This is a genomic window from Brevibacillus sp. AY1 (genome assembly GCF_029870785.1).
Lineage (GTDB): Bacteria > Bacillota > Bacilli > Brevibacillales > Brevibacillaceae > Brevibacillus > Brevibacillus invocatus.
The window spans coordinates 83,260-99,793 of the sequence record NZ_JAFLPN010000008.1; the positions used below are offsets into that span (position 1 = coordinate 83,260).

The window sequence follows — 16,534 nt, forward strand, 5'->3', positions numbered from 1 at the left end:
TAAACATTCGGGATCGATGCCACTTTCGTCCTACAATGAACTTCTCTGATTTCCGCTCCTTCCTACTATTTGTGATAAACTAACGTTGTATAACCTACAGTGAAAGAAGGAATCCAGATGTTGTCGTTTGAGGTCTCTTTTCCGACGCAAATCTTTTTTGGCATTGGGGAAATCAATCAATTGGGCGAGAGAGCGAAAACCCTAGGCTGCAAGCCCCTGCTCGTTACCGGGGGAAACGCAGCCAAGCGGACTGGTCTTTTGGCCCGTGTTCAGGCTCTATTGGAAGCGGCGAATATCGAGGCTATTCTTTTTGATAAAATTGAACCAAATCCACGTACGACTACCGTAGATGCCGGAGCAGCCCTTGCACGTGAGCATGGTTGTGATTTTGTGCTGGCCGTTGGCGGCGGTTCGGTCATGGATGCTTCCAAAGCCATTGCTGCAGCCGCACTTTCGGGGCGGCCGATCTACGATTACATGCGCGGCAATCCGCTCGGTACCGCCAAGGAGCTGGTCCCTGTCCAAAGCGCTCTCCCGCTAATGACCGTTCCGACCGTCGCCGCTACCGGGTCCGAAGCCAACGCCATCAGCGTGTTGACGCATTGGGAGACACACGAGAAATCTTCCTTCAACGGTCCTGCCCTCTTCCCGAAAATCGCCATCCTCGACCCGGAGCTTACTTTTACCGTTCCAGCACGCATTACAGCCGAAGCGAGTGCCGATATTTTCTCCCATATTTTTGAGAGCTATCTGATCAGCGCCAGTGGAACCCACGTGCAGGACGGCATTTCCGAAAGCTTGATCCGTCTGGTCGTCGAGCATTCCCTGAAAGCCATCCAGCAGCCGGATCATGCGGAAGCGCGTGCCACCTTGCTTTGGGCCAGCACACTCGGGATTAGCCCGTTTGCCCTCGCTGGCCGTGGTGCCAGCATGCCTCTGCACGGCATCGAGCATCCATTGAGCGGTATTTATGACATGGCGCATGGCAGAGGACTCGCCATTCTTTCTCTTCCTTATTTCGAGCAGATCATCTTGGCCGATCGGCCGGAGCGACTCGCTCGCATGGGACGAAACTGCTTTGGCATCGATATCGCAGACGATCAAGCTTGCGCGCGAGCAACCATCGAAGCAGTGCGGCAGTGGTACGAACGGATGGGAATCACGGAGCGCCTGTCCGATTTCGGCGTGACCCGCGATGCACTTCCACGTATGGCTGAAGAAGCTGTTCAAATCGGCGGTCGAGGTGTGGGATACTTGCCTAGCTCTCACAAACTGAATGCGGCAGAGATCGTTTCTATCTACGAGGCTTGCCTGTAGAAATGGACAGCAAGGAAAGGATTCGCTAACCTGGCTATGGCATGTTTTGGATGATTTGTGCGATAATATGATTAGTAAAAAAATTTTTACTTAAGGGGTTGTCAAGCTATGGCGGATCCACGGATCAACGAACTGGCGAGCCGTCTTATTCGTTACTCGCTTAACCTGCAAAAGGGAGAAAAGCTGCTCATCGAAAATACAGGACTTCAGCCTGAGATGGTACGAGCTCTCGTCCGCGAAGCTTTTGCTGTGGGAGCGCTCCCGCTGGTTACACTGAAGGACCAGGAAGTGCTGCGCGTTTTATATGAAGGAACAAGCGAAGAGCATATGGCGTTGATGGCAAAATACGAATACGACCGGATGAAAGACATGGATGCCTACATCGCGATTCGCGCTTATGAAAACATCAATGAGCTGGCTGATGTGCCTGAAGACAAGATGGGTATCTACGCCCGCGTTCTGTATCAAAAGGTACATACGAATGAACGCGTAGCCAACAAGCGCTGGGTTGTTCTGCGTTATCCGAACAAATCGATGGCACAGCTGTCCAACATGAGCCTGGAGCGCTTCGAGGATTTCTACTTCTCCGTCTGCAATCTGGACTACGCCAAAATGTCCAGAGCCATGACGCCGCTCAAAGAACTGATGGACCGCACAGACCGCGTCCGCATCGTCGGCCCGAAAACAGATCTGCGATTCTCGATCAAAGGGATTGGCGCTGTAAAATGCGATGGAAAACGAAACATCCCGGATGGCGAAGTGTATACCGCTCCGGTGCGTGACTCTGTAGAAGGAACCATTTTCTACAACGCAGCAACCAACTATCACGGCACTTCCTTTACCGATGTGCAATTCACATTCAAGGAAGGAAAAATCGTCGAAGCGACCAGCTCCAATACCAAAGCGCTCAACGATATCCTCGATACAGACGAAGGCTCGCGCTACATCGGGGAGTTCGCGATTGGCTTCAATCCTTACATCCTGCACCCGATGCTGGATATTTTGTTCGATGAAAAGATTGCCGGCAGCTTCCATTTCACGCCAGGCAATGCCTACAACGTAGCAGACAACGGCAACCGCTCTTCGGTTCACTGGGATCTGGTGCAAATCCAGCGTCCTGAGTACGGCGGCGGAGAAATCTGGTTCGATGACGTCCTGATTCGTAAAGACGGACGCTTTGTTTTGCCAGAGCTGGAGGGCTTGAACCCGGAGAATCTGGTGTAAAGCGCAACGCTGAAAATGCAAAAGGCAGCCCAGGGAGAACCCCAGCGGCTGCCTTTTTGCATTTATTTAAACACGATTTGCGATTCCATAATATACGTGGTCAACACTTCCGCAAATGCTTCTGCGGTATTGTAGCATTCTTCCAGCATATTGTTCGTACCGCCAAATTCCAGGAGCAAGCTTCCCTCGTGAACGGATTGATTGTACACACCGTTTCCTTCGTTCGCGCCCTTCAGAATGACGCCACGCGACAAGCCAGGGTATGCAGCTTCCAGTCTGGCGTGCAGGCTTTCTGCCAGCTTCTTGTTTTCCTGATAGGTCGGATGGGCTGTCCCGATCACAAACATGACGCGCGCGTAAGTCTTTCCGTTCAAGGTATGGGCTACCTTGCTGCGTGGCTCATCACTGTCCCGATGAATATCAAAGAGATACTTCAGATGCGGGCTTGTGTTGGTTGCCGCCACGACCGCTTTGTACGATTCCGTATAGGACATCGCGAAGCTTTTCTTTTGCTCAGCCAGTTTCTTGGCAAAATCATCCTGGTTCACCATCGCCTGAATGCCTCTTTGCTGCAGCAGCTCACCTAATCGTTTCCCGACCAGCGTAATGTTGATGACGGGATCGTCCACAGAGCTTCCCTGGGTCTGGCTCGCAACATTCCGCCATGACTCGCGGTTATGGGTATGGTAAATATAGACGGTCTCGTTTCCGACCATGCCGTGATTGTATCCACCTGGCTGACTCCCTGCTGGCAGGATCTGATCGACGATCCACCCCGCTACATAGGCCGTGGATTGATCCGGGAGCCGAATCATATACCAGTCTCCTGCGTTTTGTACGATCGGGAAGGTTTGCCCGGGCTGAGCGATTCCGACGACCGCATGCTCGGTTCCGGGACCAGTGCGCAGATTGGTATCGGCATTTTTCACGCGAATCATCGCTTCTGCTTGTCCAGTTGCTGTATCGGGGACTGGGGCCACAGGCGTGTCGATTACCTGTCCCTGATCCGGAGCATCCTGGATGATTGGCTTATAAATATAGGCATAGGTTCCATTAAAGCTAATCTTGTACCAGCCGTCTGCATATCCGTATTGATTGATCACTACACCACCTTGAAGCTGACCGATGACATGGCTCAAAAAATCGGGCTGGGAGAAAATTTCAAGCCCTTCTTGGAGCACGATGGTACCAACAGCTTGTCCATCCCCTGTAGGCAGAGGAGGCGGTGGAGCTACCGGTATAGTGGGTACAGCAATCGGGTCTAGGGGTGTTTGTGTTTGCACCGGTGCAGGTGTGGGTGCGGGTGCTGGCGCTGGCGCTGCTGTTTCGACCATATAGCGTGCATTCACCCAGCCGCTCACTTGGTCAGACAGCTTGATCTGCACCCAATTTTCTTGTTTTTTCAATTGCAAATAGACACCGTTTTGGTCGATGATCTGCAATATTTGGGCATTTGCATTCGGCTCAGCCCGTACATTCAGCATATCTACCGTGCTTTTTACATAGATGATCCGCGGAACTTCAATCATCTTGACATATTTATTGACGACCCAGCCCGTCTTCCCATTCGTCAGCTTCACTTGTGACCAGCCGTTTTGCTGGGTAAGGATCGGAAGTCGTGTAGGTTTGCCGACAGTTCCGATGATTTGGGATGTTGTGTTGGGAGCACTGCGAATATTTAATTGGTCTACCGCTACCTCGGCATGGGTAGCAGCTTGCGCAAACGATGGCGGCATGAACAACAACAGGAAACAAACCACGATCAACCAAGTATTTATACGTAACCGCAACAGCCTCGTCCCTCTCTTCGACTCATTATGACTGGAAAAATCATCTATATAGTAAGAATTTCTCGATCTCCTTACATAATCCTTCATTTTATGACATGTTTTTCAGGCATTCGCAAAAAAGAAAGCCGATCTGACACTTGTTCGTGTCTCGACCGGCCTGTATGGATACATCGAATATGTGAATGACCTATTTCTGCAGGTAATGTCCAATCCATTCATCCAAGACGTCATCCAGCCTGCGGAATTCAAAACCGGCAGCCTCAGCCTTGCTCACATCGGGAGAGAGCGACCCTCCCACATTATATGGGGAAGTGGATTCCTTTTCCGCCGGGGTGATGACAATCGCTTCTGTGTTGGATGCAGCAGCGATCCGATCGACCAGCTCCTGAAGCGAAAGGTCGCCTGCACATCCTGGGTTGTACGGTCCCTGCAGTTTTTCTTCTGCGGCAAACTGAAGGAATCTTGCTGCATCCTCGGATGTGATGTAGCCGAGGCGATCTTCCGGATTGGCAAATCCGATCGGTTCCCCTGCTTTTACCCTGTCCACGTGAAATTTAAAACGCCCGGTATAATCGTCCTCCCCGACAACAAGCGGAAAGCGAATGGCAGTAGCTGGAAGATTTCCAAGCTGGAACAATACTGCTTCCGATTGCCTCTTCGCCTCCTTGTACCCAGGGATCCCGGAATACTCTCGGCGTGACTTCAGCTCGATTGGATAGCGATACGGATCGTACTCTGTTTCCTGCTTGAAGGTACCGTAATCGTAAACAGACATCGTGGAGGTGAACACATAGTGACCGATCCTGCCATTCAAAACATCGAGTACGTCTTTTACTTCTTGGGGCGAATAGCAGGATTGATCGAACACGCAATCATAAAACAGATCCTTTCCGTCAAATGCTGTTTCCAGAGATTGCTTGTCCTCCCGGTCGATGATCAATCGCTGAACCTTGTCACCAAAAGGATCCGAGGCCCTACCTCTCGTCGCAATTGTGACACCCCAGCCGCTGTCGATCAGATTTTTCACCAAACGTTTTCCAAAGAACTGCGTTCCGCCGATAACGAGCGCTTTTTTCATCTTTTTTTCCCTCTCTCGATAAGATTTTTTTTATCGATATTTCTCTTATCATACGAGTATTTGTCTGAACTTTCAAGTAACTAAAAATAAAATCCTTACGTCTATACACGTCAGGATTCTTCCTCTTTCTCAGCAAACATGTGACTCAATTTCTGATAAGTCGGTGGAAACTCCGCCTGATAGCGAAGATAGGAAGGGATCGGATAGCGAACACCGCCTTTTTGGGTACCCGCAAGCCCCGCTACCAGTTCCTCTGCATCTCTGTAATGAAAGCTGAACGCCATCTCATGGTCTTGTGTCTGGGCAAACAACCTGTCCCCGTAACAGGGCACGATGACCTGTGGCTCTCCTGTCTGTAGAGGCTTAATCGCAATATCCGCACAGTCTGCTCGACTGGAAAACGTCGAAGGAATAGAACCGCCTCGTTTGTACAGCATGCCTGCCACCAGCCGCATCACCTGGGCTGAATTTCCGTAAATCACGACGACATCCGGATCTACCGAAGCGCGTTCCAGCGGATAGGAACGTATCGGTTCTGACATACGTTTGAATGGCATGGTTCAAATCCTTCACATTCATCTTCCATCCTCCTCGCTTCGAGCGCATACCCACTCTTTCTTTCTATACGAGGTAAAATCCTTTATCTGTATGGTGCTGCATAGGAAGTCGTCATCCCCCGCTATACTTTTCCTCAATCTCCACACGCATCTCACTGTACGTCTGCGTCGTCAGATTGACCAGATAATGCACCAGCTCATCCTTGGACTGTGTGACCAACGATTCTCTGGCTTGCCGCTTCGCGACCAGATACTCGCGAGCCTCGGCACCCAATTTCCCAGTCGCAGCCAGATAGTCGATGGCTGCCCCAATATTCAAGCTCTCACGCCAGTTTTTCTCGTACCAATCCCGATCATAAGCATCAATCCACTTCTTGCGGTCAATCAGGACGGCATCCGCTTCACTCAAAGCGTCTTTTTTCCACTGCTCCCATTTGAGAGCAATCTCACGCGCCCTTTCCAGCTCCTGTTTGAACTGCTCTCGATTGGTCACGTTGGCGTACAAGCCCTCCGAAGCGGTGGCGATCTCTTTTAGCTGCTTCTGACCATCTGCATTTACATCAAAACCGATCACGTTCAACAACGGCATGATGTCAGATTGCGAGAGTTCCTTCGCGACTGCGACCGGATCACCATCGCAGGTCTCGATACCGTCGCTGACCAGATAGATGACATTGGTGTTTTTATCGGCGTGAAAAGCAGACATGTCCTGCTGCGCCATCCGTAGGGAATGGGCAATAGAGGTCCAGCCATTGGGCTCAAACTGCTTCAGGGCACTGTCCAGCTTCTTCGCATTGTACGATTGCAGCTGGTACACCAGATCACTGCTGGAACAAGAAAGCTGTTTGTCTGCTTCAGCTCCACTGCCCCTGTGCCCGTATACGCGCAGCGAAATCTTGGCTTCCTGTGGGAGAGCCTCTGCAAATTCCTTGATTGCTTCCTTCGCCAGCTCCATTTTGGTCTTGTCGCCGATTTTCTCCTTCATGCTGCCGCTCGCGTCCAGAATGATTTGCACATTGAAATTCTCACGAAATAAAAAACGGGCATCGCCCACATCCGGGCTGCCAAAGGAAGCCATTCGCCAGCGATCCACGACCATTTGTGGAGTCAGATAGTCTTCTGCAAACAACGTCAGCAGCTGTCCCCAGTATACGTCTGCGATCGAGGAGTCCATTCCGTCGATGATTGGGGGCAATTGATCCAGAACTTTCGCGATCTGTGCCCGATGCGGGTAGTTTTCCTGATAAAAGTGTGTGCCAGACAATGGACCCGGCTCGGCACCAATTAATTCTTGTGTCGTCTGTGGCATGCGTGGAATTCCCGGTGCTGAGCCTGTTACAGCTGATCCCAATGAACAGCCGCAAAGCGACAAGGTCAGGACCAAGCCGCTCAGAATGTGACGCCATTTACCTGTACATGCCATACTACTCCTCGCCTCCTTCGCTGCACAAAGCCCGTCCGTATATTCTCTCTATAAGGAAAGGTGGACATCACCCCAACGGAGCACCTCTACAAAGCGAATGCGCCGCCCTTCTGCGGTTTGCTCAATTTCGTTGTGATGATTCGATAAAAAATCAAGCCCGAACGTCTCGCTCTCATAGCGGACAGAGGTCCGAACTTCAATCCGCTGTTCACTATTGAACATCTTCACTCGTGACCCGCTCTTGACCGCACCGTTCGAGGACAGAATGCTTCCGACCGTACCAGGAATTTCTCGCTCTGCAATCGCCAAGTGGCGCCAGACATAGGCGCGAAGCTCCAGATTGCCTACGATATAGGCACTAAGCACCTGATCAATCGCGTGGTATCGAACTTCACTTTCTGACCAGCTCGGATAGGCCCGGCGATAGTTCGACTCCGCGATTTCCACCAACGGCCAAATAAATACCGGATCTATCAAAAGACTGATGGAATCATCATAGGCTTTAATGGCCCGTTCCATTTCTTCGTACACGATCTGCGTCGCACCCAAGCTGGCTTGCTGCGCACTGTTGGCAGCGACTTCCTTGTCTACAAAAATTGTGGACATGTTGAACAGCAGGGTGAACATGACGAGGGAGAAGAAGAAAAAAATCGTCAGCACAAACACCGTCATATTGCCTCGTTGGTCGCGTAACATTTCCGTTGCGTTTCTCATCTAATGGACCACCCGTCCCCGCAGCTCACGGCTGAGTGAGATGACCTTGTCTTCCTCACTCATGTTTTCCTTGATGAACTCCGGAATAAAAAACAAATCCAGTTCTACGCCAATTTGTGCTGTAAAATAGCTGTCACTTTCATTCTTGATTCCGGATTTTGATCCATTGTAGGAAATGCCTCCCCCAGCCGAGCTGACGATCTGTCGCGCAGCACTCATGGCCTCCCCGGAATTCCCCGTGATGGCGTACACCTTTGCCGCCTCGTTCGCTGCAGACTGCGCGATGATCACGGCGTACACGCCCGTCAAAAACTGCCACAGGATCAGCAGAATCAAAAAGACGAAGGGCAGAATGCCAATAAACTCCACGGTCACAGAGCCTTTTTCACTTTTTATGGTCCGACTTAGCATGCTCATGAGAAAAGTCACCTCCGTTGGCAGAGCGCTTATCCTTCCACAGCCAGCCCTTCTGTTTCTGTGGCTCGCACACTTTCAGCACTCCACTTGTAGGTATACATCGTAAACAATACGGCGATGAAGGGGAAAATCAGCACCGTCAATAGAATTTGCGTGAAAAAAATGGCTCCGAAGCTGGTCGTAACAAAGGTCACAGACGCCATGCCAATCAAACTGATCAGCCATTGGATCGCACTCGTCAGAATCATCAAGCCCAAGATCGGAACAAAGTGCCTCTTTCCCATTTCCAGAGCTGACCGAAAGCATTGCCAAGGCGATTTTTGCTTCATGACGGTCAAATACGGAGTCAGATAAAACAAGATCAACACGATGACTCCCGGCACAACGAACAAAAGCAGACCGATACAGACCGCCAGTACATAGACGATCCCGAACAGAAATACGGAGAATCCATTTTCGAAAAACATACGGAATGCCTTGCGCAGCGGCCTTTCCTCCCCTTCTCTTTCACTGATGACGAATTGCGCGAATGCGATCTGCACCAATGTCAGAAACAACAGCAGCAAAAAGAGATTATAGAAACTGGCTACCACAGGAGCGCCCGTCAGGACGGCCAGAAAATGGACGTAGTTGATCGTCATGTTGTGCAAAAGCAGCAACGGAAGCACAATAACAGCCGATAGTATCAACAGCGACTCAATATGACGCGTGTAAAAATGAACGCTTTCTTTGAATGGATTCACAGACGGCCCTCCTTACCTTCCTCTTCTGCTAAGGATTGCGCAGAATGGAAAAGACCTGGTTCTGAAAGATTTCTTTGTTTTTTTCTCCGATAGCCTGCCTCATCTCTTCAACATTGCGATAAGGCGAGCCGCTTACTTCCATGTCCCGAACGGATTGGATCATGATTCGTCTGATCTCATCCCTTTTATAGTCACGCAATAGAGCCGTCAGCTTTTTGACAGCCTCTCTTTGTTCCCTGGGCAAATCATGCTGGTAGGAATGAAAAAAATGATACAGCCGATCCACAGCACCTTGTAGTTCTACCTGTTTCTTCAGTCTGCGGTAGAGAATATAATCCGATTCAATCAAAGCGTCACGCATATGTTTCTCGTCTTCCGGGGTCACGTAGTTGCGGGAAAGCATTTGATTGTGATGGCGCATGCCCCGATCAAAGATCGCTTGCAGCTTATCCACACTTCCAACCATTTCTTCGCACATCTCGATGACAGCAGCTGCATCCTGACTAATTTGTGTATCCATCTGCGCCTCGCATGCCGGGAGAAGGGCCCAGAGATGATCCCGTTTTTGCTGGTACATCCATACAGGCTTCTCCTTATCGACAGCAAATTTTTGCGTGAAGTTGACCGCTGCGTTGTTATGGGACATGAACAAGTGAACGACGGAAATGGCTTCGGAGCGAGGCGGTACACTTCCATCGCTGCGCAGGATCAAATACCCGACCGCCTCGTTTTTCCCCCATCGCCAATACTGGACATTGTAATAGGTTTGGTCATCAAGCAATGCCGCATGATTAAACAAGTCCGGCTTTTCCAGAAAGCGTTTATAGGTTTGGATCTGTTCTCGTACTTGTGCTGTTTCTCTCACGATCATGCGACCATTCCCCCAACTCACTCATGAATTTCATGCTGTTTGTATACGATAAAGATTCCGTACTTTCCTACACGTTACGAAAAGATGGACTTCACCCAACCGATGGCCCCGCTTGTTTTTTCTCGGATCCATTTTGTCACGGCCCCACCCGTCGCTTTGTTTGCCCATTTGACGAGCTTGCTTCCTCCCCAAAGGACACCGCCTACGACAAAGAGAACCGTCCCTACCGTCTGTCCGCCTGGAATGACCGAGGCGATAATGCCGGCATCCATCAACGTACTTCCCAAGCTGCCGACCCCATCGACGAATTTTTCATTTTGCTTGTCTTCGCTGAGCTTGGGATCGAATGCCTGCCCAAAACTCGTATACGTGTTGTAGGCGTCAAAAGGCAGACTGATGGCAGCAACGCCCGCATTTAATCCGGAGACGATACCAGGTACACGAACGGCTCCTGACGCTCCTTGAACGGTATTGGTAATGGAGCGTTGGGCGTTTACTCCGCCTGCCAGGGAGCTGGCACTTTGCTGCACGACGAACTTGTAGCCGTCGTAAGCGCCTTTTGCCCCCAAAAGATCAAGTGCACCACCCGTATAATTCTCGTAATCTGTCCCCTGCAGACCGATGTCTAATCCCTTCAGACCGAGCGTGAACAGGACTTTTGCGTATCCACCCGCTCCGCCACCAGCGGAAACCTCCCCTTCCTTGAGCAAGTCAGCGGTATAGCTCAGCGTATCGCCAACCACATCCTTGAAGGAAAGCTCCATCATCTTATAGCCAAGCGTCTCTCCAAATGGCTTGTCGTCGGCATTGCCATTCGGATTGAGACTGGGTGGCTGTAATTGTGGTGCACCGCCGTTATTACTGCTTCCTCCTGTAGAACCATTTCCTCCCGGAGTTTGCAGCACAGGTCCGCTCCCATTCGGAGGAGTCAGACCGGGTGCCTGACTGTCAGGAGATTGCAGCGATGGCATGCTTCCACCCGACGGTTGCAAATCAGGAGCCTGATAATTCGGAGTTTCCAGCTGAGGCAGGCTGCCCGGTGGAGGCTCTAGATCTGGCACCTCCCATTGAACGCCTTCCAGCGATGGTGTTTTCCCGTCTGGTGCCTTCAGGTCAGGTGCCTGATAATGGGGCACCTGCATGGAAGGTGCCTGCAAGGTTGCACCTTCCGCCAGCACGATCATCGGGAAAACCTGCATCAAAAGAATAAACAGGGCGAAGATTCCGGCCAACCAGGGTCTTCTTCCTCTTTTGCCCACATCGCAACCCTCCAGTGCGATAACTAATTTCCTTTCACATTTTCCTTATAGGCTTGCTTAATCGCTGCTACGGCTTCCTTGTAGGACTTTTCATTGAACTTTTTCAGAAAGGCTTCCATTTCTCTGCCGTGCTTGACGATGAGCTTCTCTTGTTCGGCCTCCATTTTTTCCAGCTTTGCAATGGTTTCCGGGCTCAAAACCTTGAACCTTTTTAAATCGTTGAACGCGGAAAGAAAGTTGTAGCTTTCCACGACCGAATATCGGTACCAGTTCGAACCATATATATTGATGGAAACCGCTTGGGAAAGGTTGGCTGACAACGCGTCATAGGTTGCACCGCTCTTCCACTCGTTCCATTTGCGTGCGATTTTATTGGCCTGGTCAAACTCCTTTTGCAGCTGATCCTGATCCTGAATCAACACGTAGCGTCCACCTGCTGCTTCTGCTACCTGCTTGAGCTGACGCTGGCCTTCCCCATCGACCCCAAATCCGACGACATTGACAATCGGCGTTATATCTGAGGTACCCAACTGTTCGGCAACGGCCACAGGGTCACCCCCGCATGTCTCAATCCCGTCACTGACGAGGTAGATGATATTGGTACTGTTCTCTCCTTTAAAGGCTTGCAAATCCTCCTGCGCTTGCTGCAATGCTAAGGCAATGGGCGTCCATCCAGCCGGCTTGAACTCAGCCAGTGCCCCGTCCAGCTTCTGTGAGTCATACGCCTGTAGCGGGTACATCACATCACTTTTGCTGCAGGATAGCTCTTTTTTCGAATCTGAGCCATCACCCTCGTGCCCGTAGACACGCAACCCGACTCGTGCTTCCGGCGGCAGTGAGGCAGCAAAAGCACGAATGGCTTCTTTGGCCGCTTCCATTCTCGTTTTGTTTCCGGCCATATTCCCCATACTTCCACTGGCATCCAGCACAATCATCACATTGTACTGCTCTTTGAATTGAAAGCGGGGATCATCCATTTCCGGACTTCCGAACGAATTCAGCTTGATTTGATTGATGATCTCCTCTGGCTCGGGATAATCTTCGGCAAACAAGCCAAGCAGCGCGAGATAATAAAGCTCGATGATTTCCGGATCTGGGTCTTTTATATCGGGAATCTGTTGGATTGCCTGTTCAATCGCCTCTCTTTGCTCCCCATAGGAAACGCCAGCAAAGCGGCCGACTGGCATGCTGTAAAAATCCTCAGCAGTTTGCGGCAATTTGGTCAGACCTTCAGGGATCATGGCACGTAGTTCAGCCAATTGCTTTTCCCTGTCGCTGGAGGATGACTCCGGTGGTGTTTGATCCTCAGGATTGCTGACGCCTGGCTGTGCAGGCTGGGTATCCTCTGGCTGTGCTGGAGTTGTAGAGCCGTTCGTGCCTGCAGGTGCTCCTTCATCTGTAGAACAGGCGTACAAACCTATTACACAAGCCAGGAAGATGACAAAAAATAGGTTCCGCAACGCTCTCTCCCTCCTGATCTTTCTTCTTTTTATCTAACCTCGATATGTATAAAGGACAAAAAAATGGCAGGATGCTGACAAAGCAGATGTCTGATTGCCAGCACCCCCTACGATCAGGGATTACTCTCCACCGCTAATGCCTTTGATGATGTTCGAAAGTGTATCGGAAACGGCAGTACCGACAGCAGTATCTCCCTTGAAAAACACTTGAATCGAAGCGAATACAGCGAGAATGACGCCAGCCAGGGCAATCCACTCAATCGCTTGTGCCCCTTTTTGATTGTTCAGTGAAACCTTCATCTTCGCGTAAAACTTTTGGATTGTGTTTGTCATCATCATTCACTACTCCCCTCATGGCTTAAATTTTTTAAGTGATAAGTACTAATCTTCCTTGTGCTCTTCCTGATGAGGGGCATCACCTCCTCTCCAGCTTGGCCCTATCTGGAAAACACATCCGAAAACATGGTCGTGCTCTCCAAAATGTTCAGAACCATCAGCCCACCAATCAAGGCAATGGCTGTCGGCGCCACTACAAACGTCGTAATCAACGTGACCTTGGGTGAAGCTTTCGCTGCTTTTTCCTTAATCAATTCTTTGCGGATGCGGCGCATGTTTTCCGACTGGATCTTGAAGGTGACCGCAATCGGTACGCCAAGCCGCATTCCTTGAATCAACGCTTTGATCAGCATCTGAAACTCGGGATTGTCATTGCGCCGCAGCAGCTGCTCATACGCCTTTTCACGAGGAACCCCAAGATCAAGCTCCTGATTGAATCGGGAGAACTCTTCCTGCAGCGGGCCCTTGAAAAACTGGATGACCGCTCGCAGCGCTTGATCGAGGCTGACCCCCGCCTGTAGGGTGACACTCACCGTGTCGAGAAATTCCGGCAGATCGTAGCGTATCTGGTTCTGCCGTTCCTTCGCCCGATTTTTCAGTAGGATAATCGGCAGAAAATAGCCGACCAATGGCCACACAATCAAGCCATAGGGCCCAAAGGGAAAGCCCAGAACGAAGAAAACCGTACCAACGATGACCCCGAGCAGAGCCATGAGAATTTTCGTTCCCTGAAACCGCTCCACGCTCAGATCAAACGGGCGTCCCGCCTTTAGCAGCCATTCCTCCACCTCATGCGATTCACTGAAAAAGTTGATGCGCTGTCCGAGAGCAGAGTAATCGTCACTGTATGCGAGCCATTTTTTGATCCACTTTTCGGAAGCCGTCTCCCGCTTGCGAATCTCATAACCACGAATGCCCGTTTTTTCATGCACATGGTTGATCAGCTTTTCCTTCTCGACCGAGTAACGATAGAATTCCTTTAAAAAAATGCCGAAGAACAACAAGAACAGAAACAGACAGGTTATCATCCAAGCATCCATCTGCCACACCCTTCTCACACCTTTATGTTGGTCACTTTTCTGACCAGAACGTAGGACAAAATCGTCCCGATAATAAATACCCCCAGCAAAATCAGCCCAAAGCCGGAAAACAGTGGATCGATAAAGCCTTTGTTCATCGTGTTCATCATCAGCACCAAAGCGATGGGCATGATCGGCACCAGGATGGAAACGTAGCGTTGCTCAGCCGTCATCGTCTTGATTTCCTGGTTGACGATTCGCCGATCCTCCAAGGTCTCTGCCATCTCCTGCAACACCTCGCTAAGATTGCCCCCAGCCCGCCTTTGGATGTACAGCGTCGCTGCAAAAATCCGAAAGTCTCTCGTCGGAATACGTTTTTCCATGTCGCTCAAAGCCTTGTCAAAGCTGACCCCCAGCTGCAGCTCACGCGCCATTCGCTTGAACTCCATGCCTGCCGGCTGCGGGATCTCTCTGGCTACCATCTCAATCCCCTGTGTCAGGGTTAGTCCGGCCCGTAGCGAGTTGGCGAGCAGGCGGCACACGTCCGATAGCTGATCGTTCATTCTCTCCTGGTATTTGTTGCGTCGGACGATGAAAAGCAGGTTTTGCAGGATGTACATGCTGGCTGCACCCGCGAACAGGTTGTAGGGGAATTTCAGGCCCACGACATTGTTGAAAAAGATGGCCAATCCGAATGAGCCCACCAGCATGATGCCGTAGTACTCAGAGGGAGCGAGGGAGATATTGGCCTTGACGAGCTTGCTTTGAATCTCCTGTGCGTGAGGAGTACGGTCAAAGCGATCCCCCCAGACGAGCAGGAAGCTTTTACGCTGTGATTTGACGTCGTACCATTCCTCGGCCTTCTTTTTCCACTCCGTCTTCTTCGCCCGGTAGCCCAGGTATTCATAAATGCCCCAAATGCCCAGCAATACCGAGAGACTAAACAGGATGGAGATGCTCACGTCTTTTCACCTCCGCTGACTGAAACAGGGTCTCGTCGATCTCTATGCCAAAGGTTTTCAACCGTTCCAGACACCGGGGGATGATGCCTGTCGGGGTAAAATAGCCGAGCACTTCCCCATCCTTGCCGATGCCGATGCGCTGAAAACGAAAAATCTCATTGACCTCAATTTGTTTGTCAGCCCCTGTATACACCTCTGAGATCGAGACCATCTTCCGTGTTCCGTCCGATAGGCGCGTGACCTGGACGATAAAATCAAGGGCGCTGACGATGTATTCGCGAATGACCGAGGAAGGCAACTCCATCCCTGCCATGATGACCATACCCTCCAAGCGGTTAAACGCATCCTGCGGGGTATTCGCATGCACCGTAGTCAGGGAGCCTTCATGACCTGTATTCATCGCTTGCAGCATGTCGAAGGCCTCAGCGCCGCGGACCTCCCCAACGATAATCCGGTCGGGACGCATCCTCAGGGAGTTGCGCACCAGATGACGAATCGTAATCTCCCCTTTTCCCTCCATATTGGGCGGGCGTGCTTCCAGTCCCACGCAATTGGGTCGATCCAGCTTCAGCTCTGCCGAATCCTCGATGGTAATGACCCGCTCAAAGACAGGAATCGCTTTGGAAACGGCATTGAGCAAGGTTGTTTTTCCGCTGCCCGTACCTCCCGAGATGAGCACGTTCATCTTTGCCTGAACGACGGCTTCCAAGAAAAACGCCATCTTGTCATCAAAGGAATGAAACTTCATCAGATCCTTCATGGCGAACGGCTCTTTGCGGAATTTCCGGATGGAGACAAGCGTACCGTTCAGACTGACCGGGGGAATCACAGCGTTCACGCGGCTGCCGTCCTTCAAGCGGGCGTCCACCATCGGAGAGCTTTCGTCAATTCGCCGTCCGAGTGGTGCCACAATCCGGTCGACGATGTGGCGGAGATGCTCTTCATCGCGAAACTTCAGATCGGTTCGCTCCAGTCGGCCGCTTTTTTCGATGTAGACTTCCTTGTGACCGTTGATCGAAATCTCTGTGATCTCGGGATCAGCCAGCAAAGGTTCCAAGGGCCCCAGACCGACAGACTCATTGATCAGCCTGGTTAGCAGCATTTCTTTTTCATTGCGTGGAATGACGACTTTTTCTTCCGACATGTATTGCGATACCATTCGTTCGATCGCCAGTCTCATCTCACCAGGAGCCAGACTGGTCAAGCGATCCAGATTGGTCTCCCGCAAGAGCCTCGCTTTGTAGTGATCAGCCAGCTCGTCGATGTACGGATTTTGATAGGGCGGAGTTGCGAGCGAACGGGCGGTTTCTTCAGGCTGTACGTGATTCTCTTCTTTTCGTCGAAATAATGCCATGTCCTTCGCC

General features: G+C 51.0%; 15 protein-coding genes and 1 pseudogene. 2 read left to right on the plus strand and 14 right to left on the minus strand.

Annotated features, from left to right (window positions below; all coding sequences use genetic code 11):
- Positions 1-117: 117 nt before the first annotated feature.
- Together JZI27_RS09675 and JZI27_RS09680 are read left to right on the plus strand one after the other, a co-directional pair.
- The gene (locus tag JZI27_RS09675; protein ID WP_280207403.1) at positions 118-1,317 is read left to right on the plus strand and encodes an iron-containing alcohol dehydrogenase; all 1,200 of its coding nucleotides are present in this window, start codon (positions 118-120) and stop codon (positions 1,315-1,317) included.
- A 108-nt stretch (positions 1,318-1,425) separates the two neighbouring features.
- Positions 1,426-2,541: an aminopeptidase gene (locus JZI27_RS09680; RefSeq protein WP_280207404.1), complete on the plus strand. Its 1,116-nt coding sequence runs from the start codon at positions 1,426-1,428 to the stop codon at positions 2,539-2,541.
- A gap of 62 nt (positions 2,542-2,603) precedes the next feature.
- Here JZI27_RS09680 and spoIIP read toward each other — a convergent pair whose 3' ends face one another.
- The 14 genes and pseudogenes from spoIIP to JZI27_RS09750 all read right to left on the minus strand — a co-directional run bounded on the left by spoIIP (position 2,604) and on the right by JZI27_RS09750 (position 16,524).
- Positions 2,604-4,331: a stage II sporulation protein P gene (gene spoIIP / locus JZI27_RS09685; RefSeq protein WP_280207405.1), complete on the minus strand. Its 1,728-nt coding sequence runs from the start codon at positions 4,329-4,331 to the stop codon at positions 2,604-2,606.
- 187 nt (positions 4,332-4,518) lie between these two features.
- Positions 4,519-5,409, minus strand: a complete 891-nt coding sequence (locus JZI27_RS09690) for an NAD-dependent epimerase/dehydratase family protein (RefSeq protein ID WP_280207406.1) — start codon at positions 5,407-5,409, stop codon at positions 4,519-4,521.
- A gap of 110 nt (positions 5,410-5,519) precedes the next feature.
- Positions 5,520-5,933: pseudogene (locus JZI27_RS09695) on the minus strand (DUF169 domain-containing protein); the annotation flags it as partial.
- 145 nt (positions 5,934-6,078) lie between these two features.
- Positions 6,079-7,389 carry a VWA domain-containing protein gene (locus tag JZI27_RS09700; protein WP_280207407.1) on the minus strand — a complete coding sequence of 437 codons (1,311 nt, stop codon included), beginning with the start codon at positions 7,387-7,389 and terminating at the stop codon, positions 6,079-6,081.
- 48 nt (positions 7,390-7,437) lie between these two features.
- Positions 7,438-8,103, minus strand: a complete 666-nt coding sequence (locus JZI27_RS09705; protein WP_280207408.1) for a Tad domain-containing protein — start codon at positions 8,101-8,103, stop codon at positions 7,438-7,440.
- On the minus strand, positions 8,104-8,520 hold the full coding sequence (locus tag JZI27_RS09710) for a TadE/TadG family type IV pilus assembly protein (RefSeq protein ID WP_245996781.1): 417 nt from the start codon (positions 8,518-8,520) through the stop codon (positions 8,104-8,106).
- A 29-nt stretch (positions 8,521-8,549) separates the two neighbouring features.
- Positions 8,550-9,263: a hypothetical protein gene (locus JZI27_RS09715; RefSeq protein ID WP_122909006.1), complete on the minus strand. Its 714-nt coding sequence runs from the start codon at positions 9,261-9,263 to the stop codon at positions 8,550-8,552.
- Between the two features lie 28 nt (positions 9,264-9,291).
- Complete coding sequence (locus JZI27_RS09720) at positions 9,292-10,134, minus strand: hypothetical protein (protein ID WP_280207409.1); 843 nt, start codon at positions 10,132-10,134, stop codon at positions 9,292-9,294.
- Between the two features lie 74 nt (positions 10,135-10,208).
- Complete coding sequence (locus JZI27_RS09725) at positions 10,209-11,393, minus strand: hypothetical protein (RefSeq protein ID WP_280207410.1); 1,185 nt, start codon at positions 11,391-11,393, stop codon at positions 10,209-10,211.
- 23 nt (positions 11,394-11,416) lie between these two features.
- Entirely contained in the window at positions 11,417-12,853 is a 1,437-nt protein-coding gene (locus JZI27_RS09730) for a vWA domain-containing protein (protein ID WP_280207411.1), read from the minus strand.
- A gap of 120 nt (positions 12,854-12,973) precedes the next feature.
- The gene (locus JZI27_RS09735) at positions 12,974-13,189 is read right to left on the minus strand and encodes a hypothetical protein (RefSeq protein WP_122909256.1); all 216 of its coding nucleotides are present in this window, start codon (positions 13,187-13,189) and stop codon (positions 12,974-12,976) included.
- A 101-nt stretch (positions 13,190-13,290) separates the two neighbouring features.
- Positions 13,291-14,229 (minus strand): type II secretion system F family protein, encoded by a 939-nt coding sequence (locus JZI27_RS09740; RefSeq protein WP_251244014.1) that lies wholly within the window; start codon positions 14,227-14,229, stop codon positions 13,291-13,293.
- A 14-nt stretch (positions 14,230-14,243) separates the two neighbouring features.
- On the minus strand, positions 14,244-15,170 hold the full coding sequence (locus JZI27_RS09745) for a type II secretion system F family protein (RefSeq protein WP_280207412.1): 927 nt from the start codon (positions 15,168-15,170) through the stop codon (positions 14,244-14,246).
- A complete protein-coding gene (locus JZI27_RS09750; protein ID WP_280207413.1) occupies positions 15,148-16,524 on the minus strand; it encodes a TadA family conjugal transfer-associated ATPase in 1,377 nt (458 codons plus the stop codon). The genes JZI27_RS09745 and JZI27_RS09750 overlap by 23 nt, the downstream gene beginning before the upstream one ends.
- Positions 16,525-16,534: the final 10 nt, after the last annotated feature.

Bases quoted from the DNA above. Each gene is read 5' to 3' on its own strand.
- JZI27_RS09700 (WP_280207407.1), bottom strand. From the start codon at position 7,389: ATGGCATGTACAGGTAAATGGCGTCACATTCTGAGCGGCTTGGTCCTG.
- JZI27_RS09720 (WP_280207409.1), bottom strand. From the start codon at position 10,134: ATGATCGTGAGAGAAACAGCACAAGTACGAGAACAGATCCAAACCTAT.
- JZI27_RS09750 (WP_280207413.1), bottom strand. From the start codon at position 16,524: ATGGCATTATTTCGACGAAAAGAAGAGAATCACGTACAGCCTGAAGAA.
- JZI27_RS09705 (WP_280207408.1), bottom strand. From the start codon at position 8,103: ATGAGAAACGCAACGGAAATGTTACGCGACCAACGAGGCAATATGACG.
- JZI27_RS09710 (WP_245996781.1), bottom strand. From the start codon at position 8,520: ATGAGCATGCTAAGTCGGACCATAAAAAGTGAAAAAGGCTCTGTGACC.
- JZI27_RS09690 (WP_280207406.1), bottom strand. From the start codon at position 5,409: ATGAAAAAAGCGCTCGTTATCGGCGGAACGCAGTTCTTTGGAAAACGT.
- JZI27_RS09740 (WP_251244014.1), bottom strand. From the start codon at position 14,229: ATGGATGCTTGGATGATAACCTGTCTGTTTCTGTTCTTGTTGTTCTTC.
- JZI27_RS09680 (WP_280207404.1), top strand. From the start codon at position 1,426: ATGGCGGATCCACGGATCAACGAACTGGCGAGCCGTCTTATTCGTTAC.
- JZI27_RS09675 (WP_280207403.1), top strand. From the start codon at position 118: ATGTTGTCGTTTGAGGTCTCTTTTCCGACGCAAATCTTTTTTGGCATT.
- JZI27_RS09735 (WP_122909256.1), bottom strand. From the start codon at position 13,189: ATGATGACAAACACAATCCAAAAGTTTTACGCGAAGATGAAGGTTTCA.